This window comes from Nonomuraea sp. NPDC047529 (assembly GCF_040642995.1).
Taxonomy (GTDB): domain Bacteria; phylum Actinomycetota; class Actinomycetes; order Streptosporangiales; family Streptosporangiaceae; genus Nonomuraea.
Genome location: NZ_JBEYTJ010000041.1, coordinates 17,136 through 43,293 on the forward strand (window position 1 = coordinate 17,136; position 26,158 = coordinate 43,293).

A 26,158-nucleotide genomic window follows, 5' to 3' on the forward strand; every position below is an offset into this window, starting at 1 on the left:
TAGACAACGCGCTGCCGCGGCACAACCGAGAACTGCGCCCATCCGCAGGGCGCCCAGACCTGGAGGACCATCACATGGCCCCCGTCGTCACCATGCGACAGCTGCTCGAGAGCGGCGTTCACTTCGGCCACCAGACCCGTCGGTGGAACCCGAAGATGAAGCGCTTCATCTTCACCGAGCGCAACGGCATCTACATCATCGACCTGCAGAAGTCGCTGTCGTACATCGACCGTGCCTACGACTTCGTCAAGGAGACCGTCGCCCACGGCGGCACGATCCTGTTCATCGGCACCAAGAAGCAGGCTCAGGAGGCCATCTCCGAGCAGGCCGCGCGGGTCGGCATGCCCTACGTGAACCAGCGCTGGCTGGGCGGCATGCTCACCAACTTCTCCACCGTGCACAAGAGGCTTCAGCGTCTGAAGGAGCTCGAGGAGCTCGACTTCGACAACGTCGCCGGCTCGGGGCTCACCAAGAAGGAGCTCCTCATGCGCCGTCGCGAGAAGGACAAGCTCGAGCGCACGCTCGGCGGCATCCGTGACATGGGCCGCGTGCCCAGCGCGGTGTGGATCGTGGACACGAAGAAGGAGCACATCGCGATCAGCGAGGCCAAGAAGCTTGGCATCCCGGTCGTCGCGATCCTCGACACCAACTGCGACCCCGACGAGGTCGACTACCCGATCCCGGGCAACGACGACGCCATCCGCGCCGTCGGCCTGCTCACCAGGGTCGTCGCCGACGGTGTCGCCGCCGGTCTGATGGCTCGCTCCGGCGCCGCCCGCGGCGACGAGAAGCCGGCCGCCGCCGAGCCGCTGGCCGAGTGGGAGCGCGAGCTCATCGAGCAGGGCCAGGGTCAGGCCGCCGCTGAGGAGGCCGCTCCTGAGGCCGCCGCCGAAGAGGCTCCGGCCGAGGAGGCTCCGGCCGAGGCCGCCGCCGAGGAGGCCCCCGCTGCCGAGGCTCCGGCCGAGGACGCTCCGGCCGCCGAGGCGAAGCCCGAGTCCGAGCCGCAGGCCTGAGACCCGGCCGCCGGGCTCGGGCGTGAGGCCGGGCACGGCACAGGCGCCGGTTCCGCGCCGCAGGTCGTCACAGACCGCGGCGCGGGGCGGGCACCCGGCTGAGCGAGGGCGAGCGGAACCGAGGTCCCGTGAGGGCTGAGGCTTGGAAGGGCAAGGTGCGCGTCTCGACTGGGCAAACGGCCGAGCCGGGACGGCAAGCCGGGCAGGACGGCACCACGCCGAGGCGGTAAGCCGAAGCAGGGTGGCGTCGGGCCGAGGCGGTGAGCGAGGCCGGGTGGCCATCGGGAACCGAGGCGGTGAGCCGAGGGGGATGACCATCGGGCCGGAGCGATAAGCCGAGCCTCGCTGGGCAGTATGCCGAGCGAGGCGGAGCGGCGCTCCACCGGCGGAGCCCGTCCTGCTGACGCGGAGTCCCGGACGACAGCCGGGCAGGCCAGGTGAAAGCCAGGCAGGCCAGGCGGAACCCGGGGCGATCGGGCGGATGGCCGAAAGGCTGGGCGAAAGTCCAGGTGGTCGGGTGAAAGCCTTGCCCGTCGGGCGGGAGTCCGGGGGCGGGTGGAAGGCCGGCCTGTCGGCGGAAGTTCGGCGTCCGGGCATCGTCCAAGGGCGACCCGGCACGACAGTCCGCAACCGAGCATCACAGCCTGAGACCGCGCAAGACCGAGGCAGAACGCACGACCCGCGCACGACCCGCGCACGACAAGGCCCTGGTACGGCACGCTCCTGCCGCACCGACCAGGGGAGGGCGCCCAGGGCGTCCACCCCGATCCCACGACGACGACGAAATCCCACAAGGAATAAGAGCAATGGCTTCCGTGAACATGGCCGACGTCAAGCGGCTTCGCGAGATCACCGCTGCCGGCATGATGGACTGCAAGAAGGCGCTTGAGGAGTCCGAAGGCGACTTCGACCGCGCCATCGAGCTCCTGCGCCTCAAGGGCGCCAAGGACGTGGGCAAGCGCGAGGCCCGTACGGCCTCCAACGGCCTCGTCGCCCTCCAGCAGGACGGCGACTCCTCCGCCGCCCTGCTCGAGCTCAACTGCGAGACCGACTTCGTGGCCAAGGGCGAGCGCTTCCAGGAGCTGGCCGCCGGTGTGGTCGCGCACATCCTGGAGAGCAAGCCCGCCGACGTGGCGACGCTGCTCGACTCCTCCTTCGACGGCAAGTCCGTCAAGGAGCACCTGGACGTGGCCAACGCCGCGCTCGGCGAGAAGATCGAGATCCGCCGCTTCGCCGTGCTCGAGGGCGGCTACATCGGCGCGTACATGCACAAGACCGACCCGGCGCTGCCGCCGGCGGTCGGCGTGCTCGTGCAGCTCGACAAGCCGAACGCCGAGGTCGCCAAGGACATCGCCCAGCACGCCGCGGCGATGGCCCCGCAGTACCTCAAGGCCGACTCCGTCCCCGCCGAGGTCGTCGAGAAGGAGCGCAAGCTCTTCGAGGAGATGACTCGCGAGGAGGGCAAGCCCGAGGCCGCCATCGGCAAGATCGTCGAGGGTCGCGTCAACGGCTGGTACAAGGACTTCACCCTGGTCCAGCAGGCCTTCGTGAAGGACAACAAGAAGAGCGTGGGCAAGTACGCCGAGGAGAACGGCGTCGAGGTGCTCGCCTTCGTCCGATTCAAGGTCGGCCAGGCTTAGGCTTGAGCAAACTGCCTGCCCAGAGTTCCACCCTATGAAGGAGGCCGCCGCCGTGCAGGACCACCGGGAGTCAGCCCACGAATCCACACGGACGGCGGCTTCCTCATCACCCAGCCCGCAGAGTCCACTGAGGTGGAAGCGGGTGATGTTGAAGCTGTCAGGCGAGGCGTTCGCCGGAGACGACCCGCTGGGCATCGCCCCGGCCGTCGTCGACCACCTGGCCGACTCGATCACCGAGGCCGTGCGCGAGGGCGTGCAGGTCGCGGTCGTCGTCGGCGGGGGGAACATGTTCCGCGGCGCCACCCTGTCCCAGGGCGGCATCGACCGCGCCAGGGCCGACTACATGGGCATGCTCGGCACGGTGATCAACTGCCTGGCGCTGCAGGACTTCCTGGAGAGGCGGGGCGTCGAGACCCGCGTCCAGACCGCCATCACCATGCAGCAGGTCGCCGAGCCCTTCCTGCCGCGCCGCGCGATCAGGCACCTGGAGAAGGGCCGCGTGGTCATCTTCGGGGCGGGTCTCGGCTCGCCGTACTTCTCCACCGACACCGCGGCGTCCCAGCGGGCCCTGGAGATCGGCGCCGAGGCGCTGCTCAAGGGCACGCAGGTCGACGGGATCTACGACTCCGACCCGCGCAAGAACCCCGACGCGGTCCGGTTCGACCACCTTGACTACGGCGAGGTGCTGCTCCGCGACCTCGCGGTCATGGACGCGACCGCGATCAGCCTGTGCAAGGACAACGATCTGCCGATCGTGGTCTTCGACCTGATGGGCGAGGGCAACATCCTGCGAGCGGTACGCGGTGAGAAAATCGGCACGCTGGTGAGTCCCGCAGGCAAATGAGGGAGCTCTAGCCCGACACCGCCAGCTAGTAGACAGGGAGCCGCTGTGATCGACGAAACCCTCCTCGAAGCCGAGGAGAAGATGGACAAGGCCGTCTCGGTCGCGAAGGAGGACTTCGCGACCATCCGGACCGGCCGGGTCACCCCCGCGATGTTCAACAAGATCAATGCGGAGTACTACGGCACTCCGACACCGGTGCAGCAGTTGGCCTCGTTCCACCTGCCCGAGGCGCGCATGGTCATCATCCAGCCCTTCGACAAGAGCGCGATGGGTGCGATCGAGAAGGCCATCCGCGACTCCGACCTCGGCGTCAACCCGACCAACACCGGCGACGTGATCCGCGTGACGTTCCCGGAGCTGTCCGAGGAGCGCCGCAAGGAGTACATCAAGGTCGCCAAGAACAAGGGCGAGCACGCCAAGGTGTCGATCCGCAACATCCGTCGTACGGCCAAGGAGGCCCTCGACAAGATGATCAAGGACGGCGAGGCGGGCGAGGACGAGGTCCGCCGGGCGGAGAAGGAACTCGACGACCTCACCCAGAAGCACGTCGCCAAGATCGACGAGCTGCTCAAGCACAAGGAAGCCGAGCTGCTCGAAGTCTGAGCGGCACGCCTCGCGGCCCTCGCCGGAAGGCGGGGGCCGTGGCTATGGAGAGTGTCTGTGGAAGAACGTACGGCCGGCACCGGTCCCGACGGCGGCAGCCGTACCGGAAGGAACCTGCCGGCCGCGATCGCGGTGGGTGTGGGGCTGGGTGCACTGGTCCTCGGTACCCTCTACACGATCAAGGAGCTCTTCCTCCTGGTGGTCGTGGTGTGCGTCGGCGTGGGCGTGCTGGAGCTGACCAAGGCGTTCGCCACGCGCGGGATCAAGGTCCCGGCCGTCCCGGTGCTCGCGGGGCTGGTGGCCATGCAGGCCGGGGCGTACTGGGGCGGTCCCTTCTGGCTGCTGGGGTCGTTCGCGGTGTTCGCGTTCGTGCTGCTGGTGTGGCGGATGTTCAGCGACGGCACCGACGGCTACGTGCGCGACGGCACGGCCTCGGTGTTCACGCTGTTCTACCCGGCGATGCTGGCGGCGTTCGTGGCGTTGCTGCTCGCGCCGCCCGACGGCCGCGACCGGGTGCTGATCTTCATCGCGGTGACCGTGGCCAGCGACATCGGCGGCTACGTCGCGGGTGTGCTGTTCGGCAGGCACAAGATGACGGTCATCAGCCCGAAGAAGACCTGGGAGGGCTTCGCCGGGTCGGTGATCGCCTGCACGCTGGTCGGCGGCTGGCTGGTGACCTGGCTGCTGGACGGCCCGCTCTGGCTGGGCGCGCTGATCGGGGCGCTGGCGGCGTTGCTGGCGACCGTGGGCGACCTCATCGAGTCGATGATCAAGCGGGACCTCGGCATCAAGGACCTCGGCACGATCCTGCCGGGGCACGGCGGCCTGATGGACCGCCTCGACTCGCTGGTGACCACGCTGGTGCCGGTCTGGCTGCTACTGACGCTGTTCCTCTAACGCCTCCGTCGTCACGGGGGTGAGCCACAACCACCGGACGGCCTCCCCGCCGAACGCGAACCCCGACATGTCTGGCATGTCGGGTGGGTCGGCCCGCATGAGGACCCCCGAGTACTGCGGCCCCAGCGGGAACGTCGACGGCTCGTGGTACCACTTGGCCGTGTGCCCGTGGCCGAGCCAGGTCACCGAGTGCCACGGATACTGGGCCAGCCACACCAGCAGCAGCGCCGCGTCCCTGGGGTCGTCGTGGGTGGCCACGGCCAGCTCGATCCGGGCGTAGGCGTCGGGGCGGTCGATCCACTGCTCGACCGTCGGCATGCGCTGGCAGCTCATCCCCACCGTGGACAGCACGGTCGGCTCGCGGCCCTCGTACGGGGGCCGTTCGGTGATGCCGACGGTCGGCAGGCGCTCGCCGCTGGCGTCCCAGTAGCGGCCCGCCGGGCCCAGCACCCGGTCGAGATGGCCCATGACGAACTGCTGGAACGACGGCCACGACCCCTCGCCGTGCCGCCAGCGCCAGTAGGAGGTGGCGTTGGAGATGCGCGGCCGCAGCCCCTCCAGCGCCTCCGACAGCGCCCACGCGAACGGCGACTCGCCCACGGCGTCGCGGGCGTACCCGGGCATGCCCCTGCTCATGTCGGCCCAGCCGGGGATGACGGCGAGCAGGTCGTCGTCCTCGTAGAGGGCCACGCCGTCGCCCTCCTCGAACCACAGGGCGGACAGCTGCCCGAGCGGCCTGCGTCCCTCGGGATGCGTCGTGTTGCTCCTGGGCATCAGCGGGGGCAGGCCGGAGTTGATCCGGGCCAGGTCGACCACGGCCGGGGCCGGCCGATGGTTGGCCAGCCAGACCGCTCCGTGGACGGCGCCCTCCGGCGAGCACAGGTAAGCTACCGAGGAGTCCTCGTCCCGCTCGACCACGAGCGTGCGGCTGCCGTAGGGGTTACCGGCGGCGAGGACGACCTCGGTCCCACCCTCGCCAGATGCCGACCGGAAAATCGCCATACGAGATGACTGTAGATCGGGCGGCGACCCTGACGCGAGCCGTACCGTGATCAGGAATGCCGCCTCCGCGGCCGGCGTTCACTAACCTGGCCGGTGAGAAATCCCGGTAGTCCCCCGAGCAAAGGCAGAAACGTGTCCCAGCAGCCAGGCCAGCTCACCTTCGTCGCGCCGCGGCGGGCCAAGCCCGCGCGGCACCTGGCGGACCTGTCCATGGCCGAGCGCCGGGCCGCGGTCACCGAGCTGGGTGAGAAGGCCTTCCGCGCCGACCAGCTCTCGCGCCACTACTTCGAGCGCCACACCACCGACGTCGCCGCGATGACCGACCTGTCCCCGGCGGCCCGCGACAAGCTGTCGGCGCTGCTGCCGACGCTGCTCACGCCGGTCAAGGAGCTGACCACCGACGGCGGCACGACCCGCAAGACGTTGTGGCGGCTGTTCGACGGCGCGCTGGTCGAGTCGGTGCTCATGCGCTATCCCGAGCGGGTCACGATGTGCGTGTCGTCGCAGGCCGGCTGTGGCATGAACTGCCCGTTCTGCGCCACCGGCCAGGCGGGCCTGACCCGCAACATGTCCACCGCCGAGATCGTCGAGCAGGTGGTCTCCGGGGCCCGCGCGCTGGCGGCGGGCGAGGTACCGGGCGGGCCCGGCCGGGTGAGCAACATCGTCTTCATGGGCATGGGCGAGCCGCTGGCCAACTACAAGCAGGTGATCGGCGCCGTGCGCCGTATCGTCGAGCCCGCGCCGCACGGCCTCGGCATCTCCGCCCGCGGCGTCACGGTCTCGACCGTCGGGCTGGTGCCCGCCATCGGCAAGCTCGCCGACGAGGGGCTGCCGGTCACGCTGGCGCTGTCCCTGCACGCGCCCGACGACGAGCTGCGCGACACGCTCGTGCCGATCAACACGCGCTGGAAGGTGGCCGAGGTCCTCGACGCGGCCTGGTCGTACGCGGCCAGGACCAAGCGCCGCATCTCCATCGAGTACGCCCTGATCAAGGACGTCAACGACCAGGAGTGGCGGGCCGACCTGCTCGGCAAGCTGGTCAGGAACAAGCTCGTGCACGTCAACCTGATCCCGCTCAACCCCACGCCGGGCTCCAAGTGGACGGCCTCCCGGCCGGAGGACGAGCGGGCGTTCGTGCGCCGGCTGGAGTTCCACGGGGTGCCGGTGACCGTGCGCGACACCCGCGGCCGCGAGATCGACGGCGCCTGCGGCCAGCTCGCCGCGGCCGAGTAGGGTCCGGCCCCGCCACCGATCAGCGCGCGCCTGCACCTCGCGGCGGTCGGCGGGGGCGGTTCATCTCGTGGCGGTCGAGCGGGCGGCGAAGGTCTCGACCAAGTCGGCGATCATGGCGGCGCCCCGGCTGTTGAGGTGCACGGTGTCGGTGGTGAGCCGCAGGCCGCGGCCGGTGGAGATGGCGTCCAGGCTGCGGCCGAGCAGGAAGTGCTGCATCGCGGCGGTCTGCGCCTGATTGCCCTCGGGGCGGTAGTGGGTGCGGGGCGAGGTGCCTTCCAGGTCGGCGGTCATGCGCTCGTTGAGCGGCAGGTAGGTCACGCCCTGCTCGGCGGCGACCGTCCTGACGATCTCGGCGAACTCCTGGGTGCGGCGCACCGGGACCGAGTCCAGGTCCTCGCCGATGACCGGCGGGGAGATCAGCGCCACGCGGGCCATGGTCTCGTTCTGCAGGCGGGCGGCGATGGCCGTCAGGTTGGCGGCGTACGCGGCGGGCGTGGGGTTCTCCGCGAGCTTCCAGCGCTTGCGCAGGGCCCTCGCCCGCTTCTCGCTCAGAGTGGCGTTGGCGTCGTTGGTGCCGATGAGCACGGTGACCACGTCCGGATCCTGCCGCACGATGTCGTCGAGGCGTTTGAGCAGCTCGGACGACGGCTCGTAGTTGACGCCCGCGTTGATCACCGTCTCGCCGGGCAGCCGGTCGCGCAGCATGGCCACGTAGTCGACGCTCACTTGCCCGCGGGTGATGCTGTCACCCAGGCAGATCACCTTCACCGTTGCCTCCTCAGGGGTGAGTGAATGCTCACTAACCTACCCTACGGCGCCTCCAGGCATACAGGGCGAGTCCCGCCAGGCACCACACCAGGGAGATCGCGGCCAGTTGGGGCAGCTGGTCGAGCAGCTCACCGGACCCGGCCGTCCGCATCCAGACCACCAGCGGAACCGTCAGCCAGTACGCCGGGGACGCGCTGAGCAGCAGCATCACCAGGAAGCCGAGCACCAGCGACATGATCGAGACCGCGGGGGAGCGCAGCACGGCCCGGCTGGTGAGCGCCCCGAGCGCGGTCCCGGCGAGCACGGCCAGGGCGTGCAGGACGAGGGCCGCGCCGAGCACGTCCCGGCCGGGACGCTCGCTCAGCCCGAGCAGGACGGCCCAGCCGAGCCCGAGGGCGGCCAGCCCGGCGCAGGCGGCCAGGCTCGCCACGAGCCCCGCCGCGACCTCCTGGCCGCGCCCGCCCACCATGATCGCGGACAGCTCGCGCTGCCGGTCGGGCTCGGTGTCCAGCAGGCTTCGCGTGGCCCAGGCCAGAATGGGGATGATCAGCACGGCGCCGTCGGCCAGCACGGCGGCCTCCGTGCCCTTGGGCGCCCGGCTGCCGTAGACGATCGCGAGCATCGCGAGGGTGAGCAGGAGCGCCTGGTGGACGCGGTGCGACCGCACGTACGCGGCCAGGCGGAAGACGGCCAGAGCGATCATCCGGGCTCCTCGGCGGGGTGGGGGAGGGCTTGGGCGTCCTTGATCTCGCCCGCCTGGTAGCCCTTGTCGCGCATTCTGGTCAGGAAGAGCGGGAGCTCGTCGGCGGGCAGGGTGACCGCCACTGTGACCCTCGGGCGTTCCGGGTCGCGTTCGTGGCCGGTGGCCGCGGGGGTGGCCTCCTTGAGCCGGCCGTCCACGACCGACCACGAGCGCAGCCCGGGAAGGCCGCGCAGGCCGCCCTGGTGGTCGCTGGCGATGACGATGCCCCCGCGTCCGGCGACCTCGGTGGCGATGGCGGGCAGCGTCTCGCGGGCGTCGGCGTCCAGGCCGGCGAAGGGCTCGTCCAGGATCAGCAGGCCGGGGTCCGCCATCAGGGCCTGGACCAGGCCGACCTTGTGCGCGCTGCCCTTGGACAGCTCGCCGAGCGGCAGGCCGAGGAGGTGGCCCATGTGCAGGCGTTCGGCCCAGGGCCGCCACCGCGCGCCGCCGCGTACGGAGGCCATGTGGTTCAGGTAGGCGGTCACCGTGAACGGCTGGGACGTCGGGAAGCGGTCGGGGGCGAAGCCCACGACGCCGGGACGGTCGGTGATGCGCCCCCGCGTCGGCCGCGCGAGCCCCGCGAGGAGCCGCAGCAAGGTTGACTTCCCCGCCCCGTTGACCCCGGTCAGCTCGATCACGTCGCCCGGTGCGAGCTGCGCGTCTGCTTCTTCGAGGATGAAGGGCTGACGTCTCCGGTAGCGGAAAGAGACCTGTAACAGTCGCATGGTGCTGCAACGTTATATGTCAGGGCGCAGGGCGGGGATAAAGGCCCTCACAATGGAGACACCCCGGCACATCTCTGGAGGAGTGGGCTTGAACCGCTTTCCGCGCGTCATGGGTATGCGTTCAGGCTATGACCCCGTGGAAGTCGACGCCCTGATCGTGCGCATCGAGTCGACCCTCGGCAGGGGCCCGCACACGGTCGAGCCCGTCACCGCGGACGACGTCCGCGCCGCGACCTTCCGCGCCAAGCGCGGCGGCTACCACGAGACCGCGGTGGACTTCGCGCTGGAGGCGTTCGTCGTGGCCCTGGAGACCCAGGCCAAGCGCCCGGTACGGCCGGCCATGGCCGAACCCACCGGGGAACTGCTGCGCGAGGAGTGGTTCGAGACCCAGGCCGCCCGCGTCGAACGAGTGGCCTTCCGCCCCGGCCGCATGGGCACCGGCTACGACGAGGACGAGGTGGACGCCTTCCTCGACCGCGTCGTCGCCACCCTGCGCGGCACGACCGAGTTCGCCGTGACCGCCGAGGAGGTGCGCGAGGCCCGGTTCTCGACCGTGCTCTTCCGCGCCGGCTACCTGATCGCCGACGTCGACTCCTTCCTCGAAGGCGTCGCCGAGATCCTGGACAAGCCCCGCTAGGCCCGTTCGACGGCGGCGAGCAGGCCGCGGAGGTCGGGCAGGACCACCCGGACGACCTCCGGGTCGGCGGGCCGCTCGCCGTGCCGGTTGATCCACACCCGGCGGAGGCCGAGGCGCTGGGCCGGGACCATGTCGTGGAAGTGGCTCTGCGCCACGTGCACCCACTCCGCCGGCTCGTACGCCTTCCTGAAGTGCTCGAAGTGCGCCTCGTCCGGCTTGTAGGCCCCGGCGTCCTCGGCGGTGACCACCGCGTCGAACGGCACGGGCAGCCGTCGCAGCGTCTGGGCGATCAGGTCGCGGTCGCAGTTGGTCAGCAGCGCCAGCCGCCGGCCCGCCGCCCGCAGGGCCGACAACTCCTCCCCGACCTCGCCGAACACCGGCCAGTAGGGCAGGGTGTCGCCCAGCACCCGGGCGTCGTCGTCGTTCAGCGGGAACGCGGCGTCGGCGCAGGCGCGGCGCAGCGCCTCGGCCATGACGTCGCGGTAGCGGGCCCGCGGCGTCTCGGTCTCGACCGCGGTCTCGTGCCGCAGGTACGCCTCCAGCAGCTCCTCCCCTCTGCCGGGCGCGATCAGCTCAAGGCTGCTGCCGATGCCGTGCCGCCAGTCGACGAGGGTGCCGAAACAGTCGAACGTGATCCATCGCATGACTCACCATATGACGGTCATGTGCCGGATCCGAGCACCTGGGCGAGCACCCTGCCGACCTCGCCCTCGACCGCCGGCCCGTCGGCCCGCCAGGCCACGTAGCCGTCAGGGCGGACCAGGACGGCGGCGGCGTCGCCGAAGCGCGCGGCCCAGGCGTCCTCGACGTCGAGCACGTCCGCGCCCACCTGGTGGACCCGTACGCCGGGGCCGGCGGCCCGCGCCCAGTCGGCGCCGCCGGGGCCGCACAGCAGGACGAAGGCGTCGTGGAACAGGTCGTGGACGCCGATGCGCACGCCGTCCCGGTCGAGCCAGAGGTGCGGGGCGCGGGTGCCGGCACGGGCGCCCTGGGCCACCGTGTCGCCGAGCACCGTCTCGTGCGTGGCTCCGACCATGGCCGACGACCGGTAGCGCTGTCCGAAGATCGCCAGCACGTGGTCCAGCGGGTCGTCCTCCTGGCCGGGGCCGAACCTGGCCGCCTGGCTGCGTACGGTCAGGTCGGCCAGCGTCAGGGCCACCGGGCGGCGTTCGGCCTCGTAGGTGTCGAGCAGCGCGTCGCCGGCCCGGCCGTCGAGCACGGCGGCCAGCTTCCAGGCCAGGTTGTGCGTGTCCTGGACGGCCGAGTTGGCGCCCAGCCCGCCGGCCGGCGGCCAGACGTGCGCCGCGTCGCCGACCAGGAAGACCCGCCCCTCGCGGTAGCGGGCGGCGACGCCCACCGCCTCCTCCCATGCGGCCCTGCTGACGATCTCCACGGGCAGGTCGCGGCCGATCAGCTCCTTGGCCGAGGCGGCCAGCCGTTCGTCGGTGAAGTCGGCCGGCGACTCGGACGCGGGGTCGTACGTCAGGGCCATGCCCCAATGGTTCGGCAGCGCGTGGGAGACCAGCGCGCCCGAGGCCGCCCCGCCGGGCGCGCCGAGGATCCAGAACAGCGCCCGCTTGGTGACCAGCTCCGACAGGTCGGCCCTGAAGACGAAGGACAGGTAGTTACGCAGGACGCTGTGCCCTTCGCGGGCGATGCCCAGTTGATCCCTGATCGTGCCGCGGTAGCCGTCGGCGGCGATCAGGTAGCGGGCGCGCAGGGTCCGGCGCTCGCCGGTGCGAACGTCCTCGGTCACCACCGTGACGCCGTCGGCGTCGGGCTCGACCGACCGGCACATGGTGTCGAAGCGCAGGTCGGCGCCCCGGGCGCGGGCGGCCTCGGCGAGGACCGGCTCGACCGTGCTCTGGTCGGCCATGCCGTACTCGCCCGCGGTCAGCTCGGGCATCGCCCGGGAGGAGCCGCCCTCGAAGAGCCACTGCCATTCGCCGGCCAGCGTCGCGCAGCGGGCCACGCCTCCCTCCTCGTCGAAGGGCCGTCCGGCCTCCTTGACGGCCTGCTCCAGGCCGAACGGCCGGTAGATCTCCATCGTGCGCGGGGTGATGCCGCGCGCCCTGCCCAGGAGCGACACGCCGGGGTGGCGGTCGACGAGCACGCAGGGCACCCCGTGGTGCGACAGGAACAGGGCGGCGGTGAGCCCGGCGTAGCCGCCGCCGACGATCAGCACGGGAATTTCGGTCATGACGCCCTCTGGGCGGTCTGCTGTGGTCATAGGCTCGATAGTTGCATTGCAACTAGTCTCAAGTCAACTAGTTGTCGTGAGGGTACGATGAGGGCCATGGCTCTGGACCGCGGCTCGCCGCTCGCTCTGACCGTGCTGGCGCTGCTGCGGTCCCAGCCCCTGCACGCGTACGGCATGCAGCGGCTGCTCAAGCAGTGGGGCAAGGACCAGGTGGTCAACGTGGGCCAGCGGGCCGGGCTCTACCGCACGATCGACCGGCTGGCCGAGGCCGGGCTGCTCAGGGTCAGGGAGACCGAGCGCGACCAGCAGTACCCGGAGCGCACGGTCTACGAGCTCACCGACGCCGGGCGCGAACGGCTGGAGGAGTGGCTGGACGACATGCTCAGCCGTCCCCGGCAGGAGTTCCCCCAGTTCCCCGCCGCGCTGGCCAGCGCGATGCTGTTCCCGCCCGGCGTGCTGGCCGACGCGCTGGAACGGCGGGCGGCGGCCGTGGAGCGCACGCTCGCCGAGCTGGAGTCGAGCCTGTCGGCCGAAGAGGACCTGCCGCGCATCACGATGCTGGAGTGCGAATATCTGCGCGAGGTGACGGCGGCCGAGGCCCGCTGGCTCCGCGCCGTCATCGCCGACCTGCGGGAGGGGCGGATCGAGTGGTCGCGTGAGCAGCTTGAGGAGGTCAGCGCGGCCCGGGAGTGATCAGATGGGCCGCGGGCCGCCGCAGCAGCGCGACGAGCACCGAGGTCACCGGTGCGGCCAGGAACGCCCCGGTGATGCCCGCGATGACGCTGCCCACCGTGATCGCGACCAGGATGACCGCCCCCGGCAGGTCGAGCGCCTTGCCGTAGATCTGCGGCGCCAGCACGTGCCCTTCGAGCTGCTGCACCGCCACGGTCACCGCGACCACGATCAGCGCCACCAGCCACCCCTTGGCCACGAGCGCCACCACCGCCGCCAGCAGCCCGGCCATGAACGCCCCCACCACCGGCAGGAACGCCCCCACGAACGTCAGCACGGCCAGCGGCAGCGCGATCGGCACGCCGAGGATCCACAGCGCGAGCCCGATGAAGAACCCGTCGACCACGCCCACGATCGCCACCCCGCGGATGTAGCGCCCGATCACCGCGAAGATCAACGTGCCGGTGTCGCGGCAGCGCGCCTTGGCCCCCTCGGGCACGAGATCGACGATCCAGGCGAACAGTCGCTCGCCGCCGTGCACGAAGTACACCGACAGGATGACCGCGAGCACCGCGCCGACGACGATCTCGCCGGCCGTCCTGACCCCGGCGATGGCGCCGCTGGTGATCTGCTTGCCCTGCTTGGACACGTACTCCCTGGCCTGCGCGAGCAGCCGCTGGTCGTCGAGCCCGAAGCGGGCGGCCAGGCCGTGCAGGTCGTCGAACGCCTTGCCCAGGCTGGTGCGCATCTCGCTCAGGCTGTCGACCGTGGGCGGCACCAGCAGCGCGATCAGCGCGCCGGCCAGCACCAGGCCGCCGACGAAGACGACCGTGGTGGCCAGCGCCGGGCCGAGCCCGCGGGAGGTGAGCCAGCGGGCCGGCGGGTGCAGCAACGCCGTGAGGAAGACGCCGATGATGACGGACATGACCACCGTGCGCAGGTGATAAAGGCAGAAGAAGGCCACCGCGATGATCGCGATCCACCCCAGCGCCCGCCACGGCCTCATGCCCAACCCCCGATCGTGCCTGGTCAGAGCTTTTCCCGGCAGTGATCGAGGGCAACCCTGTCAGGACGGCGGGGTCAGGTGCGGACGCTGCGACCGCTTGGCCTCCTCGTACGCCGCCCGCTCGGCCGCCGCGCCCACCCCGGCGACGGGCACGTCCCACCACGCCTGCGAGGAGGGGGCGTCGTCGGCCATGGGGTCGGTGCGCACGTACACGACGGTCGTCCCGGCGGACGAGCGGGCCTCCTCCAGGGCCTTGCGCAGGTCGGCGAGCGATTCCGGACGCAGCACGGCCGCGCCCAGGCTCGCGGCGTTGGCCGCCAGGTCGACCGGCAGCGGGCCGCCCGTACGGGAGCGGTAGGACGTGCCCAGGCGGCGCGCGCCGACGCTCTCCGACAGCCGCCCGATGGAGGCGAAACCCGAGTTGTCCACCAGGACGACGACCAGCTTCACGTCCTCGGCGACCGCGGTGACCAGCTCCTGCGCCATCATCAGGTACGACCCGTCACCCACCAGGACGAACACCTCGCGCTCCGGCGCGGCCATCTTGACGCCCACGCCGCCCGCGATCTCGTAGCCCATGCAGGAGTTGCCGTACTCGACGTGGTAGTTGCCGGGGCCGCTCGGCCGCCACAGCTTGTGCAGGTCGCCCGGCATGGACCCGGCCGCGCACACCACGACGCCGTCCGCGCCCGCCGCCGCGTTCACGGCGCCGATGATCGCCGCCTGCGACAGCGGGGAGCCGTCGAGGGAGTACGCGCGGTCCACGCTCGCGTCCCAGTCGCGGGACAGCTCGGCGGCCCTGGCCAGGTAGGCGTCGTCGGGGCGCCGGCCGGCGCAGGCCGCGGTCAGGTCGGTCAGGCACTCCCGGGCGTCGGCGACCAGTTGCAGCCCTGACAGCTTGGCGGCGTCGAAGGCGGTGACGTTGACGTTCGCGAACCTGGCGTCCGCCGCGAAGAGCGATCTCGACGCGGTGGTGAAGTCGCTGTAGCGGGTGCCGATCCCGATGATCACGTCGGCCTCGCGGGCCAGCGCGTTGGCCGCGGTGGTGCCGGTCGCGCCCACCGCGCCCATCGCCAGCGGATGGCCGTGCGGCAGCGACCCCTTGCCGGCCTGGGTCTCGGCGACCGGGATGCCGTGCGCCTCGGCGAAGGCGGCCAGTTCGGCGGTGGCCTCGCTGTAGATCGTCCCGCCGCCCGAGACGATCAGCGGACGGGCCGCCGACCTGATCAGCTCGGCCGCCCTGGCCAGCGCGGCGCGGTCCGGCCGCGGGCGCGGCACGTGCCACACCCGGCGGGCGAACAGCTCCTCGGGCCAGTCGCAGGACTCGGCCTGCACGTCCTGCGGCAGAGCCAGCGTCACCGCGCCGGTCTCGGCCGGGTCCGTGAGCACCCGCAGGGCCGCCGTCAGCGCGGCCGGCAGCTGCTCCGGACGGTTGATCCGGTCCCAGTACCGCGAGACCGGCCTGAAGCAGTCGTTGACCGAGACGTCGTACGAACGCGGGTCCTCCAGCTCCTGGAGCACCGGGTTGGCGACGCGGGTGGAGAAGACGTCGCCGGGCAGCAGGAGCACGGGCAGCCTGTTGACGGTCGCGCCGGCCGCCCCCGTGATCATGTTCGTCGCGCCGGGGCCGATCGAGGTCGTGCAGGCCAGCGTGGCCAGCCGGTTGGCGGTCCGGGCGTAGGCGGCGGCCGTGTGCACCATGGCCTGCTCGTTGCGGGCCAGGTGGTAGGGCAGGTCGTCGCCGCCGGTGGCCAGCGCCTGGCCGAGCCCGGCGACGTTGCCGTGGCCGAAGATGCCGAAGCAGCCGCCGAAGAAGCGGCGCTCCACGCCGTCCCGCTCGCTCCACTGGGCGGCCAGGAAGCGCACGACGGCCTGCGCGACGGTCAACCGGGTCATGCGCGCCCCCCGAACGGCAGTCTCGGGTCGATGTCCTGGCCCGACCAGGACGAACGGATCCAGGCGTGCCGGGGATCGTCGCAGAACGCCATCGAACGCTCCTCCGCCGGGCCCGCCAGCACGTTGAGGTAGTACAGGTCGTACCCGGGGGCGGCCATGGAGGGCCCGTGGTAGCCGTACGGGACCAGGACGACGTCGCCGGAGGAGACCTCGGCCAGCGTGTCGACCTGCCCCCGCTCGGAGGAGTAGACGCGCTGGTAGCCGAGCCCGTCGCCGGCGACCTCGAAGTAATAGACCTCCTCCAGCACCGCCTCGCCGGGGTTGGGGGTGTCGTGCTTGTGCGGCGGATAGGACGACCAGTTGCCGCCCGGCGTCAGCACCTCGACGGCCATGAGCTTGTCGCAGTCGAACACGCCGGGGGCGCAGAAGTTGTTCACCTGCCGGCTGGCCTGCCCCGCGCCCCTGATCTCCACCGGCACCCGGGAGGCGGGCACGTGCCGCGGCGGCAGCGCCCGGGTCGCGCGGGCCGACGGCAGCGCGATGCGTCCCGCGCCGCTCAACGTGGCCCGGACGCCGATCGGCAGGTACGCGAAGTCGCTCGGCCCCTCGAACACCGAGCCGCGCCCGGCCAGCACGAACGTCTCCCCGGCGACCTCGACCGTGCACGACCCCGCCAGCGGAAGGACGATCATCTCCTCCTCGCCGGTGTCGAACTCCAGCGGCGCGCCGGTCAGGTCCGCCACCCGCAGCCCCGAGTACGTCCATCCGGCCAGCGACGGAGTGATCTCCACCGACCAGGGGCCGCCGGCGGCCTTGCCGTAGGGCAGGTAGGTCATGCGTGTGCCTCTCTCACCAGGGCGGCGGCGCCGTCCACCGCAGCCGCCACGTCGTCGTCCGATGGGTAGAGCAGGGCGCGGCCGACGACCAGGCCGCGCACGCCGGGCAGGGCCAGCGCGCGGTGCCAGTCGGCGTAGGCCGCGCCGATGTCGGGCGGGTCGCCGCCGAGGAGCAGCGTGGGCAGCGTGGTGGCGGCCATCACCCGGTCCATCTCGGCCACCACGGGGATCTTCAGCCAGGTGTGGGCCGAGGTGGCGCCGAGTGCCTGGGCGACGCTGATCGAGCGGATCACGGCGTCGGGGGACAGGTCGTTGCGCAGCACGCCGGACTCCGAGCGCGCCGCCCAGAACGGCTCCACCATGGCCACCAGCCGCCTGCGGGCCAGCCCGGTCACCGCGTGGGCGCACGACTCCAGGGTGGCGGCCGTCGCGTGGTCACCGGGGTCGATGCGGCACAACATCTTGCCGCCGTCGAGGCGCATCGAGTCGATGGCCTCGGGGTCGAAGCCGGTGAAGCGGTCGTCCAGCTCGAACACCGAGCCCTGCAGGCCGCCCCGGTTCATCGAGCCGAAGGCCAGCCTGCCCTCCAGCGCGCCCAGCAGGAGCAGGTCCTCCAGGACGTCGGGGGAGGCGAGGACGCCGTCCACCCCCGGCCGGGCCAGGGCCGTCTGGAGCCGGTCGAGCAGGTCGTGGCGGCTGCCCATGGCCAGCGGGCGGTCGCGTACGGACAGGGCGCCCCTGGCCGGATGGTCGGCGGCGATGATCAGCAGCCGTTCGTCCGCCTCGGGCATCCTCCGGCGTCGCCGGCGGGCGGCGGCCGCGGCGATCTCCTCGGGGCGCGTCGCGCGGACGCGCGTGAGCCACTCGTAGCGGGCCGTCCCCGGCAGCGTGAGGTCGCTCACGTGGGCACCTCGTCCAGCAGTTCGTGCACCTCGTCGGTGGTGGGCATGGCGTCGGCGCAGGCCAGGCGGGCGGCCACGAAGGCCCCGGCGGCGTTGGCGAAGCGGATCGTGCGTTCCAGCGGCCAGCCGCGCAGCAGCCCGAGGCAGACCGCGCCGCCGAACGCGTCCCCGGCCCCGATGCCGTTGACCACCTTCACCTCGACCGGCTCGGCCACGACGGTCTCGGTGGCCGTGCGGGCGAGCACCCCGGCCGGGCCCATCTTGACGATCGCCACCCGGACCCCGGCGTCGAGCAGCGCCCTCGCCGCCGCCTCCGGGTCGCGCACGCCCACCGCGTTCTCCACCTCGTCGAGGTTGCCGACCGCCACGTTCGCGTGCGGCAGCGCCTCGCGCGCCGCCGCGCGGGCGGCCTCGCGCGACTCCCACAGCGCCGGGCGGTGGTCGAGGTCGAACACGGTCCAGCCGGAGGTGCGGGCCGACAGGGCGGCGGTGTGCGCCGCGCGGCTCGGCTCCTTGCTCAGGCCGGTGAGCGAGAACCAGAACAGGCCGGTCGCGCGGATGGCGTCGAGGTCGAGGTGGCCGGGGGTGAGACGCAGGTCGGGCGGGTGCTCGCCGCGGTAGAAGTAGATCGGGAAGTGGTCGGGCGGGAAGATCTCGCAGAACGTGACGGGGGTGGCCGGGCCCTCGATGACGCTGACGTGGGAGTCGTCCACGCCGAAGTCGCGGATGGCCCGTCGTACGTAGGCGCCGAAGGGGTCGGCGCCCACCGCGGTGATCACCGCGGAGCGCAGCCCATGGCGTGCCGCCGCGACGGCGACGTTGGTCGGGCTGCCGCCGAGGAACTTGCCGAAGGTCTCGACGTCGGCCAGCCCGACGCCGGTCTGCAACGGATAGACGTCGACGCCGCAGCGGCCGATCGTGATCAGGTCGTACAACGCACCTCCAGAGGACGCACCCTATCTCGACACTATGGCATATTGTCATGACATAAGGATGTCCGCTAAGTTAGGGAATGATCGTTCAGGCCGGGCCCCCGTCACCTCACTTCTGTAGTGTCGGACGGTGAGGAGGTTCGCTCATGTTCGTCCCCAACGGCGTCCACCACGAACAGCACACCACCAAGCTCTCCTTCCGCCCCGCCTCAGGCAAGGGCGGAGCGGCGTGAAAGGCCACTGGAGCCTCGACGACCGCCTCGAACGGGCGCTGCGCGAGCTGCCCTTCGAGGTGCCCGCCGGGTCCGGGGCCGTCACCGTGCGGCTCGACTACGACCGGTCCCAGGGCGTGCTCGACCTCGGCTGCGGCTCACCCGACGGCTTCCGCGGCTGGTCGGGAGGGGCGCGCGCCGAGTTCACGATCACCCGCGACTGGGCCACCCCCGGCTACCTGCCCGGCGACCCCGAGCCCGGAACCTGGCACGTGTGGCTCGGGCTGCACCGCGTGCCGCCGCAGGGGCTCGACTTCACCCTGGAGGTCTCGGTCCTGCGCACGGCCCCGTCCGAGCCGGTCGCCGCCGAGCCGCCGCCCGGCGAACGGCCGCCGCGCAGGGACGTCCCCGACGTCGGCGGGCTGCGCTGGTTCGCCGGCGACTTCCACGCGCACACCGTCCACAGCGACGGCTCGCTCACCGTCGCCGAGCTGGCCGAGCTGGCCCGCGGCCGGGGCCTGGACTTCCTGGCCGTCACCGACCACAACACCGTCAGCCACCACCCCTGGCTGCGCGCGACCGACCGCGGCGTCACCCTCATCCCCGGCCAGGAGGTCACCGCCGACCGCGGCCACGCCAACGTGTTCGGCGAGGTCGGCTGGGTGGACTTCCGGCGGCCCGCCGACTCCTGGGCCGAGCACGCCGACCGCGCGGGCGGCCTGATCTCCATCAACCACCCGCTGGGCGGCGACTGCGCCTGGCTGCTGCCCCTCGCCGAACGTCCGAGGGTGGCCGAGGTGTGGAGCTCCGGGTGGTGGGACCGCCGCTGGGGGGCGCCGCTGGCCTGGGCCGACGCCTGGCGCGACGACGTGGTGGCGATCGGCGGCAGCGACTTCCACCGCGACGGCAGCGACGGGCTCCCGGGCGCGCCGACCACGTGGGTGCTGGCCGAGGAGCCGGGCGCGGTGCTCGACGGCGTACGCGCCGGGCGCACCGCGGTCTCGGCCGGGCCGGACGCGCCACTGCTGCTCCGACTGGGCGACGAACTGCTCGCGCTCGACGCCGACGGCCTGGTGCTGGTCCGCCCAGGTGGCGCCCGCCAGGCCGTCCGCGGCGAGCGGGTGCTGCTGCCGGCCGCCGAGGGACGCCACCGCCTGGAGACCTACGAGAACGAGGTGATCGCCCTATGCGAGTGAGGAGAATCGCGAACGCGCCGGTGAGCTTCGGCGTCTTCGAGCTCAGCGACGCGCCGCCGCCCCTGGGCCCCGACGAGATGGTCCGCGCGCTGGCCGAGGCCGGTTACCAGGGCATCGACTCCGGGCCCATCGGCTACCTCGGCACCGGCCCCGAGCTGGCCGCCCGGCTGGCGGCGCACGGCCTGCTGCTCGCCGGCGGCTGGGTCGACCTGCGCTACGGCGACGCCGAGGCGTACCGGCGGGGGCTGCCCGCGCTGGAGGCCGCGCTCGACGTGTTCACCGCCGCGCCCGAGGCGCCCGCGCCGTTCGCGCCCCGGCCCACGCTGGCCTGCTCGGGCTCGCCCGAGAGGTTCGCCAGGCCCGGCGGGAGCGCCCCCGGGCTGCCCGCCTCCGACTGGCCCGGGTACGCCGCCCGCGTCCAGGAGGCCGCCGACCGCTGCCGCGAACGCGGCCTGGAACCCGCCTTCCACCACCACCTCGGCACCTACGTCGAGACCCCCGGCGACGTCGAGCGCCTCCTGGAGCTGACCGACGTGCAGCTCTGCCTGGACACCGGCCATCTGCTGCTGGCCGGCGGCGACCCGGTGGCGGCGCTGCGCGACTGGGCCGGCCGGATCGGGCACGTGCACGTCAAGGACGGCGACACCAAGATCCTCGCCCAGGCCCTCGACGACGGCGCCGACCTGCGCGAGCTGATGGGCAGGGGCGGCTTCACCCGCCTGGGCGCGGGCGAGCTCGACCTGCCCGCGGTCGTGGCGGCGCTCGACGCCATCGGCTACGAGGGCTGGATCGTGGTCGAGCAGGACACGATGCCGGGCCGCCGGCCGGTCGAGCGGAACATCGCCGACCAGGCGGCCAACCGCGACCGGCTGAGGGAGCTGGGCCTGTGAAGATCGCGCTGGTCGGGTGCGGGGCCGTCACCCAGGCGGTCTACGTGCCGCTGCTGTCCAGGCGGCGGGACCTGTTCGAGGTGAGCGCCGTCTGCGACCTGTCGCGCACGCTGGCCGACGCCGTCGGCGACCGGCTGGGCGCGCCCCGGCGCCACACCGACCTGGCGGAGATGTTGTCCGACGGCGGTTTCGAGGCCGTGATCGTGCTGGCCTCCGGCTCCCACGGCGAGACCGTGCGCCGGGCGCTGGCCGCCGGGTACGCCGTGCTGTGCGAGAAGCCGCTCGCGCTGACCAGGGCCGAGGTGGCGGCGCTGCCCGAGGGGCGGCTGATGGTCGGCTACATGAAGCAGTACGACCCCGCCGTGCGCCGGGCCGCCGCGCTGCTGGACGAGCTGGGCGGGCCGGCGGCCATCCGGTCGGTCGAGGTGACCGTGCTGCATCCGAGCGGGGAGTCGCAGCTGGCGTTCGCGAACCTGACGCGGGCCGGCGACGTCGAGCCCGGCGTGCTCGGGGCGTTGCGCGAGGCCGAGGACGCGCTCGTCTCCCGGGCGCTGGGCCAGGCGGCCCCGGAGTCGCTGCGCAACGTGTACGCGGTCTCCCTGGGGTCGATCTGCCACGACCTGTCGCTGCTGCGGCGCTTCACCGGCTCGCCCGAGGAGATCTCGTACGTGGAGAGCTGGGGGCCGACGCCCGGCTCATTGGAGATCTCCGGGCCGTTGCCCGTGGCGGGCCGTTTCCACATCCGCTGGCACTACCTGGACGACTACCCCGCCTACCGCGAGACCGTCGCGATCCACCACGAAGAGGGCACCTTCGAGCTGGCCTTCCCCACCCCCTACCTGATGAACGCGCCCACCACCCTCACCGTGGTCTCCGGGGCCGAGACCCGCGCCGAGCACCGTGAGGTGACCGAGGCGTTCGAGGTACAACTGACGGCCTTCCATGCTTATGTGAACGATGGCAGCCCGCCGATCACCGACGCGGGCGGCGCACTGGAGGACATCGTGACGGCTCAGCGGATCGCCGCCCGCTACGCCGTCCAGCATCGGCTGCCCATCGGAGGGGAGGCGGCGGCATGGACATAGTGGTCGTTCCGCACACACACTGGGACAGAGAGTGGTACGAGCCCTTCCAGCGCTTCCGCCTGAGGCTGGTGGACCTGCTCGACGAGGTGCTCGACACCATGGAGGCCGAGCCCGCCTACCACTTCACCCTCGACGGCCAGCTCGCCTGCGTGGACGACTACCTGGAGGTCCGCCCGGAGAACCGGGACCGCGTCGCCGCGCTCGTCGAGTCCGGACGGCTGGCGGTGGGGCCGTGGCAGATCCTGCTCGACGAGTTCCTGTGCTCGGGCGAGAACATCGTCCGCAACCTCGAACTCGGGCTGGCCGGGGCGGAGAAGCTCGGCGGCGCGATGCGGGTCGGCTACCTGCCCGACATGTTCGGCCACGCCGCCCAGATGCCGCAGATCCTGCGGCGGGCCGGGTTGGAGCACGCCTGCGTCTACCGCGGGGTGCCATCGTCGGTGACGACCGACGCCTTCGCCTGGGTGGCTCCCGACGGCACGGCGATCCGCACCCAGTACCTGCCCGAGGGCGGCTACGGCAACGGCGCCCACCTGTTCTCCGACGTCAAGGGGCTGGAGGGGCGGGCGGCGGAGTTCGTCACGTCCATGCGGGCCTGGCACGGCCCCGAGGGCGAGCTGCTGGCCATGTACGGCACCGACCACTCGGCCCCCGTGCGCGGGCTGCCGGAGATGGTGGCGGCCATCGGCGCCCGCATGGACACCTTGTCCGGCTATATCGAGAAATTTCCGGGTGACACCGCGGGGCTGCCCGAGGTCTTCGGCGAGCTGCGCTCGCACGCCCGCGCCAACATCCTGCCCGGCGTCATCTCCGTCCGCGCCGCCGTGAAGCAGGCCATGGGCCGGGCCGAGCGCATGGTCGAGCGCTACGCCGAGCCCCTGGCCGCGCTCTGGGGCGGCCCGTGGCCCGGACGGTTCCTCGACATGGCCTGGCGGCGGCTGGTGGACGCGAGCGGCCACGACTCGGTCACCGGCTGCGGCGTGGACGAGACCGCCCAGCAGGTCGCCGCGCGCATCGCCGAGGCCGAGCACCTGGGGCAGGCCGTCCGCGACATGGTGACCGCGCGGCTGGCGGCGGCGGTGCCGGTCCACGGCGTGCTCGTCGTCAACCCGACGCCGGCCGACCGCAGCGGCGTGGTGATCGTCGACATGGCCGGCCTGGAACCGCTGGTGGACCCCGCCGGCCTCCCGGTGCCCACCCACACCCTGGAGTACGCGCCGACGCTCCTGCTGGACGAGCGCATCGACCCGGCCACCGTGCTGACCTACGTGCACGGCACCGAGCTGTACGGCCAGCACATCGTCGACTGGGAGGTGCTGGACGACACCCTCATCCTCACCGTGGCCCGCGAGCCGATCGGCCCGTTCGACCCGGCCGAGCTGCGCGGCGCGCTCGACGGCGTGGAGTACGTCCGCGTCGAGGCCGAGGTCCGGCGCACGGTCGCGGCCTTCGTCGAGGTGCCCGCCCTCGGCCACACGAACCTGCTGCCGGGAGAGGAAGGGGTCCCGTACTCCATGCCGCCGGGGGAGACCTGGAAGAGCCGGCATCATCAGCACTGCTGGTTCGGCTCCGACACCGAGGTCCTGCCCGTCCAGGCCGACGAGAGCGCGCTGGACAACGGCCTGCTGCGGGTCGAGATCGAGCCGGACGGCACCCTCGGCCTGTTCGGCAAGGACGGCCGCACGATCACCGGCGTGTGCCGCATCGAGGACGGCGGCGACTCCGGCGACACCTACAACCACGCGCCCCCCAAGGACGACCTGGTCGTGTCCGAGCCGGTGTCGATCAGCACGGAGCTCATCTGCCCGGGCCCGCTCGTGGCCGTCGTGGAGGTGACCCGGATGTACCTGTGGCCGGCGGCGGGCGAGGGCGTCGAGTTCTCGCCGCAGCTCCCGCCGCTCGCGCGCACCGGCGAGACCGAGGACGTCATGGTCACCATGCGGGTCGAGCTGCGGGCGGGTGAGCCGTTCGTCCGGCTGCGGGTGTCGTTCGACAACCGGTGCGCCGACCATCGGGTGCGGTTGCACGTGCCGCTGCCCCGGCATGCCGACCATTCGCTGGCCGAGGGGCAGTTCGCGGTGGTGAGGCGGGGGCTGGAGAGCGAGGGCGGCTGCGGCGAGACCCCGCTGCCGACCTTCCCCGCCTCCGGCTGGGTGGCCGCCGGCGGCGTGGCCGCGCTGCTGGAGCACGTGACCGAGTACGAGCTGCTGGACGACGGCTACGAGCTGGCGCTCACGCTGCTCCGCTCGGTCGGCTACCTGTCGCGCAACCACAACGCGCTGCGCCCCGAGCCGGCCGGTCCGCAGCTCCCGACCCCGGCGGCGCAGTCACGCGGGCCGCACACCGTGTCGCTGGCGCTGATGCCGTACATGGACTGGCGGGACGTGCCGCCGGAGGCGGAGAGGTTCCGGCACGACCTGCTGGTCGTGCCCGGCAGGGGCGAATGGGACCTGCCGCAGCCCCCGGCGGCGGCCGGGCTGTCGGTGTCCGGCCAGGGCGTGACGATGACCTCGCTGCGCCGCCGCGACGACTGGCACGAGCTGCGCCTGGTGGCGCTCACCGAGACGGACACGGAGGCCGTCGTGCGGGGCGCCTTCACCAGGGCCAGGCGGGCCGGTCTGACCGGCCGCCCCGAGGAGCCGCTGGAGGCGGAGGAGGGCACGCTCAGGCTGCCGCTGAAGCCATGGGAGATCGCCACCGTCCAGCTCCGCTGACCGGAAGGGCTCAGCACAGGCCGAGCTGGCGGGCGGCGCGCACGGCCAGCCAGACCTCGGCGAACGCCGCGCTGGAGGACAGGTCGCGTCCGCTCAGCGCGGCGAACCTGCGCAGCCGGTAGGCCAGCGTGTTGGGGTGGACGTGCAGCGCGGCCGCCGCGTTCTCGACGTGCCGGTTGCGCTCCATCCAGGTGCGCACCGACAGCAGCAGCCGCGAGTCGTGGGCCTCGTCGTAGGCCAGCACCTCGCCCAGCACGTGGCCGACCAGCGCCGACAGCGTCGAGGGGTCGTCGGGCAGCCAGCGGCCCGTGGTGTCGTCGCCGTAGTGGACCAGCGGTTTGCCCGACTCGGCGGCGTGCGCGGCGGCCCACACGGCCTCGCGCTGGGCGACCCGCAGCGACTCGCCCGGCGGGAACGGGCGGCTCGCCCCCGCGCTGACCCCGGGCACGGCGGCGACCGCCGGCGCCAGGCCGGGCGGCCCCAGCAGGTAGTGGTCGTCGCCGCGCCTGAGCATCAGGTGCGGCAGCTCGCCCACCGCCCTGCGCAGCGCGTCGTCGGGCGCGTGACGCACGACGAGCAGCACCGACCCGGCCTCCAGCGGCAGGCCCATCCGGGCCAGGCGGCGACGGGCCGCGGGCGGGTCGAGCACGTCCTGGAGCAGCTCGGCCAACGTCTCGGCGCCCTCTCGGCGCAGGGTCTCGCGCTCGTGCCTGGCCATGGCGACCTGGAGGGCGGCCACGGTGGCGATGTGCTGGACCACGGCCAGCCCGGCGGGCCGCGCGCCCTCGCGCTCGAAGGCCACCAGGAACCCGGCGGGGCCGCCGGGCGCCGGCACCGGCAGCGCGAAGCCGCCCGGGATCGTGGGCGGCGCGTCGGGCTCGGCGGGCAGGACGTCGAGCGAGGGGACCGGCACGCCGGGCAGCAGCGGCCGGCCCTGCGGGGTGCACAGGTAGACGTCGTAGCCGGACAGGCGTTCCAGGCGTTTGAACAACGTGACGGTGTCGAGGTCCTCGGCGGCCAGCCAGCGCAGCGCCCCGAACACCTGGAGCTGGGCGCCCAGCCGGTGGCTGGCGTCCTCCTGCAGCGCCGCCGCCACCTCTTGCGAGACGGCGATGAACGGCACCGCGAGCGGCACCTCCAGCACCGGCATGCCGCGCTCCTCGGCGGTCTCGAAGAACGCCGGATGCAGCGGCGGGACGTGGAGCTGGGCCGACAGGGCGAGCGCCGAGACCCCGGCGTCGTCGAGGCGTTCGAGGTAGGCGCGCTGCCGGGCGGCCGAGCGCGGCAGGCCGATGCCGGTGGTCATGATGACCTCGGCGCCGAGCAGCCAGGGCGTCGGGTCGGCCAGCTCGCTGACGTGCGCCCACGAGACCGAGCGGGACAGCCCGGCCTCGCCGGCGAGCACGCGGAGCTGGAGAGCCGGGGAGCGGAGAAGGTCTTCGACCGTCATCTTGTGGTCAACCACAACACACACCGTATTACTTTGTGGGAGTAACAATTGCCGCAGGTCAGA

At 72.5% G+C, this 26,158-nt stretch carries 24 protein-coding genes; 12 read left to right on the forward strand and 12 right to left on the reverse strand.

Annotated elements, in window-relative coordinates; genetic code table 11:
• The first annotated feature begins 74 nt into the window (after positions 1 to 74).
• The 5 genes from rpsB to ABZ815_RS42425 all read left to right on the forward strand — a co-directional run bounded on the left by rpsB (position 75) and on the right by ABZ815_RS42425 (position 4,997).
• Entirely contained in the window at positions 75 to 1,013 is a 939-nt protein-coding gene (rpsB, locus tag ABZ815_RS42405; RefSeq protein WP_357707143.1) for a 30S ribosomal protein S2, read from the forward strand.
• Positions 1,014 to 1,819: 806 nt separating this feature from the next.
• Positions 1,820 to 2,653 (forward strand): translation elongation factor Ts, encoded by an 834-nt coding sequence (gene tsf / locus ABZ815_RS42410; RefSeq protein ID WP_357707144.1) that lies wholly within the window; start codon positions 1,820 to 1,822, stop codon positions 2,651 to 2,653.
• A 145-nt stretch (positions 2,654 to 2,798) separates the two neighbouring features.
• Complete coding sequence (pyrH, locus tag ABZ815_RS42415; RefSeq protein ID WP_357707145.1) at positions 2,799 to 3,497, forward strand: UMP kinase; 699 nt, start codon at positions 2,799 to 2,801, stop codon at positions 3,495 to 3,497.
• Positions 3,498 to 3,542: 45 nt separating this feature from the next.
• Positions 3,543 to 4,100 carry a ribosome recycling factor gene (gene frr, locus ABZ815_RS42420; protein WP_352350337.1) on the forward strand — a complete coding sequence of 186 codons (558 nt, stop codon included), beginning with the start codon at positions 3,543 to 3,545 and terminating at the stop codon, positions 4,098 to 4,100.
• Positions 4,101 to 4,157: 57 nt separating this feature from the next.
• Complete coding sequence (locus ABZ815_RS42425; protein WP_357707146.1) at positions 4,158 to 4,997, forward strand: phosphatidate cytidylyltransferase; 840 nt, start codon at positions 4,158 to 4,160, stop codon at positions 4,995 to 4,997.
• Here ABZ815_RS42425 and ABZ815_RS42430 read toward each other — a convergent pair.
• A complete protein-coding gene (locus ABZ815_RS42430; RefSeq protein ID WP_357707147.1) occupies positions 4,977 to 5,999 on the reverse strand; it encodes a suppressor of fused domain protein in 1,023 nt (340 codons plus the stop codon). The genes ABZ815_RS42425 and ABZ815_RS42430 overlap by 21 nt on opposite strands.
• A gap of 132 nt (positions 6,000 to 6,131) precedes the next feature.
• On the opposite strand from ABZ815_RS42430, the gene rlmN reads away from it, so the two are divergent.
• Positions 6,132 to 7,232, forward strand: coding sequence for a 23S rRNA (adenine(2503)-C(2))-methyltransferase RlmN (gene rlmN, locus ABZ815_RS42435; protein WP_357707149.1), 1,101 nt, complete (start codon positions 6,132 to 6,134; stop codon positions 7,230 to 7,232).
• A gap of 60 nt (positions 7,233 to 7,292) precedes the next feature.
• Here the strand turns inward: rlmN and ABZ815_RS42440 are convergent, their stop codons facing one another.
• Genes ABZ815_RS42440 through ABZ815_RS42450 form a run of 3 tightly spaced genes read right to left on the reverse strand, consistent with a single transcriptional unit; the run spans position 7,293 to position 9,467 of the window.
• Complete coding sequence (locus ABZ815_RS42440; protein ID WP_357707150.1) at positions 7,293 to 8,000, reverse strand: SGNH/GDSL hydrolase family protein; 708 nt, start codon at positions 7,998 to 8,000, stop codon at positions 7,293 to 7,295.
• A gap of 31 nt (positions 8,001 to 8,031) precedes the next feature.
• The gene (locus tag ABZ815_RS42445) at positions 8,032 to 8,703 is read right to left on the reverse strand and encodes a hypothetical protein (RefSeq protein ID WP_357707151.1); all 672 of its coding nucleotides are present in this window, start codon (positions 8,701 to 8,703) and stop codon (positions 8,032 to 8,034) included.
• On the reverse strand, positions 8,700 to 9,467 hold the full coding sequence (locus ABZ815_RS42450; RefSeq protein WP_357707152.1) for an ATP-binding cassette domain-containing protein: 768 nt from the start codon (positions 9,465 to 9,467) through the stop codon (positions 8,700 to 8,702). The genes ABZ815_RS42445 and ABZ815_RS42450 overlap by 4 nt, the downstream gene beginning before the upstream one ends.
• A gap of 136 nt (positions 9,468 to 9,603) precedes the next feature.
• Between ABZ815_RS42450 and ABZ815_RS42455 the strand changes: the two genes are divergently transcribed.
• Entirely contained in the window at positions 9,604 to 10,104 is a 501-nt protein-coding gene (locus ABZ815_RS42455; RefSeq protein ID WP_357707153.1) for a DivIVA domain-containing protein, read from the forward strand.
• Here the strand turns inward: ABZ815_RS42455 and ABZ815_RS42460 are convergent.
• Positions 10,101 to 10,748, reverse strand: a complete 648-nt coding sequence (locus ABZ815_RS42460) for an HAD family hydrolase (RefSeq protein WP_357707154.1) — start codon at positions 10,746 to 10,748, stop codon at positions 10,101 to 10,103. The genes ABZ815_RS42455 and ABZ815_RS42460 overlap by 4 nt on opposite strands.
• 17 nt (positions 10,749 to 10,765) lie before the next feature.
• A complete protein-coding gene (locus ABZ815_RS42465) occupies positions 10,766 to 12,304 on the reverse strand; it encodes an FAD-dependent monooxygenase (RefSeq protein WP_357707155.1) in 1,539 nt (512 codons plus the stop codon).
• 96 nt (positions 12,305 to 12,400) lie between these two features.
• Between ABZ815_RS42465 and ABZ815_RS42470 the strand changes: the two genes are divergently transcribed.
• Positions 12,401 to 12,997, forward strand: coding sequence for a PadR family transcriptional regulator (locus ABZ815_RS42470; protein ID WP_357707157.1), 597 nt, complete (start codon positions 12,401 to 12,403; stop codon positions 12,995 to 12,997).
• On the opposite strand, the gene ABZ815_RS42475 is transcribed toward ABZ815_RS42470, so the two are convergent.
• Genes ABZ815_RS42475 through iolC form a run of 5 tightly spaced genes read right to left on the reverse strand, consistent with a single transcriptional unit; the run spans position 12,978 to position 18,551 of the window.
• Positions 12,978 to 13,982 carry an AI-2E family transporter gene (locus tag ABZ815_RS42475; protein ID WP_357707158.1) on the reverse strand — a complete coding sequence of 335 codons (1,005 nt, stop codon included), beginning with the start codon at positions 13,980 to 13,982 and terminating at the stop codon, positions 12,978 to 12,980. The genes ABZ815_RS42470 and ABZ815_RS42475 overlap by 20 nt on opposite strands.
• Positions 13,983 to 14,042: 60 nt before the next feature.
• The gene (gene iolD, locus ABZ815_RS42480; RefSeq protein WP_357707159.1) at positions 14,043 to 15,878 is read right to left on the reverse strand and encodes a 3D-(3,5/4)-trihydroxycyclohexane-1,2-dione acylhydrolase (decyclizing); all 1,836 of its coding nucleotides are present in this window, start codon (positions 15,876 to 15,878) and stop codon (positions 14,043 to 14,045) included.
• Positions 15,875 to 16,714, reverse strand: a complete 840-nt coding sequence (gene iolB, locus ABZ815_RS42485) for a 5-deoxy-glucuronate isomerase (protein ID WP_357707160.1) — start codon at positions 16,712 to 16,714, stop codon at positions 15,875 to 15,877. The genes iolD and iolB overlap by 4 nt, the downstream gene beginning before the upstream one ends.
• On the reverse strand, positions 16,711 to 17,616 hold the full coding sequence (locus ABZ815_RS42490; protein ID WP_357707161.1) for a deoxyribose-phosphate aldolase: 906 nt from the start codon (positions 17,614 to 17,616) through the stop codon (positions 16,711 to 16,713). Before ABZ815_RS42490 ends, iolB begins: the two co-directional genes overlap by 4 nt.
• On the reverse strand, positions 17,613 to 18,551 hold the full coding sequence (gene iolC, locus ABZ815_RS42495; RefSeq protein ID WP_357707162.1) for a 5-dehydro-2-deoxygluconokinase: 939 nt from the start codon (positions 18,549 to 18,551) through the stop codon (positions 17,613 to 17,615). Before iolC ends, ABZ815_RS42490 begins: the two co-directional genes overlap by 4 nt.
• Positions 18,552 to 18,777: 226 nt before the next feature.
• On the opposite strand from iolC, the gene ABZ815_RS42500 reads away from it, so the two are divergent.
• The 4 genes from ABZ815_RS42500 to ABZ815_RS42515 are packed head-to-tail and all read left to right on the forward strand — an operon-like array spanning position 18,778 to position 24,645.
• A complete protein-coding gene (locus ABZ815_RS42500; protein ID WP_357707164.1) occupies positions 18,778 to 19,956 on the forward strand; it encodes a CehA/McbA family metallohydrolase in 1,179 nt (392 codons plus the stop codon).
• The gene (locus ABZ815_RS42505; protein ID WP_357707165.1) at positions 19,947 to 20,846 is read left to right on the forward strand and encodes a TIM barrel protein; all 900 of its coding nucleotides are present in this window, start codon (positions 19,947 to 19,949) and stop codon (positions 20,844 to 20,846) included. The genes ABZ815_RS42500 and ABZ815_RS42505 overlap by 10 nt, the downstream gene beginning before the upstream one ends.
• Positions 20,843 to 21,931: a Gfo/Idh/MocA family oxidoreductase gene (locus tag ABZ815_RS42510; protein ID WP_357707167.1), complete on the forward strand. Its 1,089-nt coding sequence runs from the start codon at positions 20,843 to 20,845 to the stop codon at positions 21,929 to 21,931. Before ABZ815_RS42505 ends, ABZ815_RS42510 begins: the two co-directional genes overlap by 4 nt.
• Positions 21,922 to 24,645, forward strand: a complete 2,724-nt coding sequence (locus ABZ815_RS42515; RefSeq protein ID WP_357707168.1) for an alpha-mannosidase — start codon at positions 21,922 to 21,924, stop codon at positions 24,643 to 24,645. Before ABZ815_RS42510 ends, ABZ815_RS42515 begins: the two co-directional genes overlap by 10 nt.
• A gap of 10 nt (positions 24,646 to 24,655) precedes the next feature.
• Here ABZ815_RS42515 and ABZ815_RS42520 read toward each other — a convergent pair whose 3' ends face one another.
• Positions 24,656 to 26,110, reverse strand: a complete 1,455-nt coding sequence (locus ABZ815_RS42520; protein WP_357707170.1) for a PucR family transcriptional regulator — start codon at positions 26,108 to 26,110, stop codon at positions 24,656 to 24,658.
• Positions 26,111 to 26,158 lie beyond the last annotated feature (48 nt).

Excerpts from the sequence above, each read along its gene's own strand:
- rpsB (WP_357707143.1), top strand. The coding sequence starts at position 75 with ATGGCCCCCGTCGTCACCATGCGACAGCTGCTCGAGAGCGGCGTTCAC.
- iolB (WP_357707160.1), bottom strand. The coding sequence starts at position 16,714 with ATGACCTACCTGCCCTACGGCAAGGCCGCCGGCGGCCCCTGGTCGGTG.
- ABZ815_RS42505 (WP_357707165.1), top strand. The coding sequence starts at position 19,947 with ATGCGAGTGAGGAGAATCGCGAACGCGCCGGTGAGCTTCGGCGTCTTC.
- ABZ815_RS42430 (WP_357707147.1), bottom strand. The coding sequence starts at position 5,999 with ATGGCGATTTTCCGGTCGGCATCTGGCGAGGGTGGGACCGAGGTCGTC.
- ABZ815_RS42475 (WP_357707158.1), bottom strand. The coding sequence starts at position 13,982 with ATGAGGCCGTGGCGGGCGCTGGGGTGGATCGCGATCATCGCGGTGGCC.
- iolD (WP_357707159.1), bottom strand. The coding sequence starts at position 15,878 with ATGACCCGGTTGACCGTCGCGCAGGCCGTCGTGCGCTTCCTGGCCGCC.
- tsf (WP_357707144.1), top strand. The coding sequence starts at position 1,820 with ATGGCTTCCGTGAACATGGCCGACGTCAAGCGGCTTCGCGAGATCACC.
- ABZ815_RS42460 (WP_357707154.1), bottom strand. The coding sequence starts at position 10,748 with ATGCGATGGATCACGTTCGACTGTTTCGGCACCCTCGTCGACTGGCGG.
- ABZ815_RS42515 (WP_357707168.1), top strand. The coding sequence starts at position 21,922 with ATGGACATAGTGGTCGTTCCGCACACACACTGGGACAGAGAGTGGTAC.
- ABZ815_RS42450 (WP_357707152.1), bottom strand. The coding sequence starts at position 9,467 with ATGCGACTGTTACAGGTCTCTTTCCGCTACCGGAGACGTCAGCCCTTC.
- ABZ815_RS42445 (WP_357707151.1), bottom strand. The coding sequence starts at position 8,703 with ATGATCGCTCTGGCCGTCTTCCGCCTGGCCGCGTACGTGCGGTCGCAC.
- ABZ815_RS42470 (WP_357707157.1), top strand. The coding sequence starts at position 12,401 with ATGGCTCTGGACCGCGGCTCGCCGCTCGCTCTGACCGTGCTGGCGCTG.
- pyrH (WP_357707145.1), top strand. The coding sequence starts at position 2,799 with ATGTTGAAGCTGTCAGGCGAGGCGTTCGCCGGAGACGACCCGCTGGGC.
- ABZ815_RS42465 (WP_357707155.1), bottom strand. The coding sequence starts at position 12,304 with ATGACCGAAATTCCCGTGCTGATCGTCGGCGGCGGCTACGCCGGGCTC.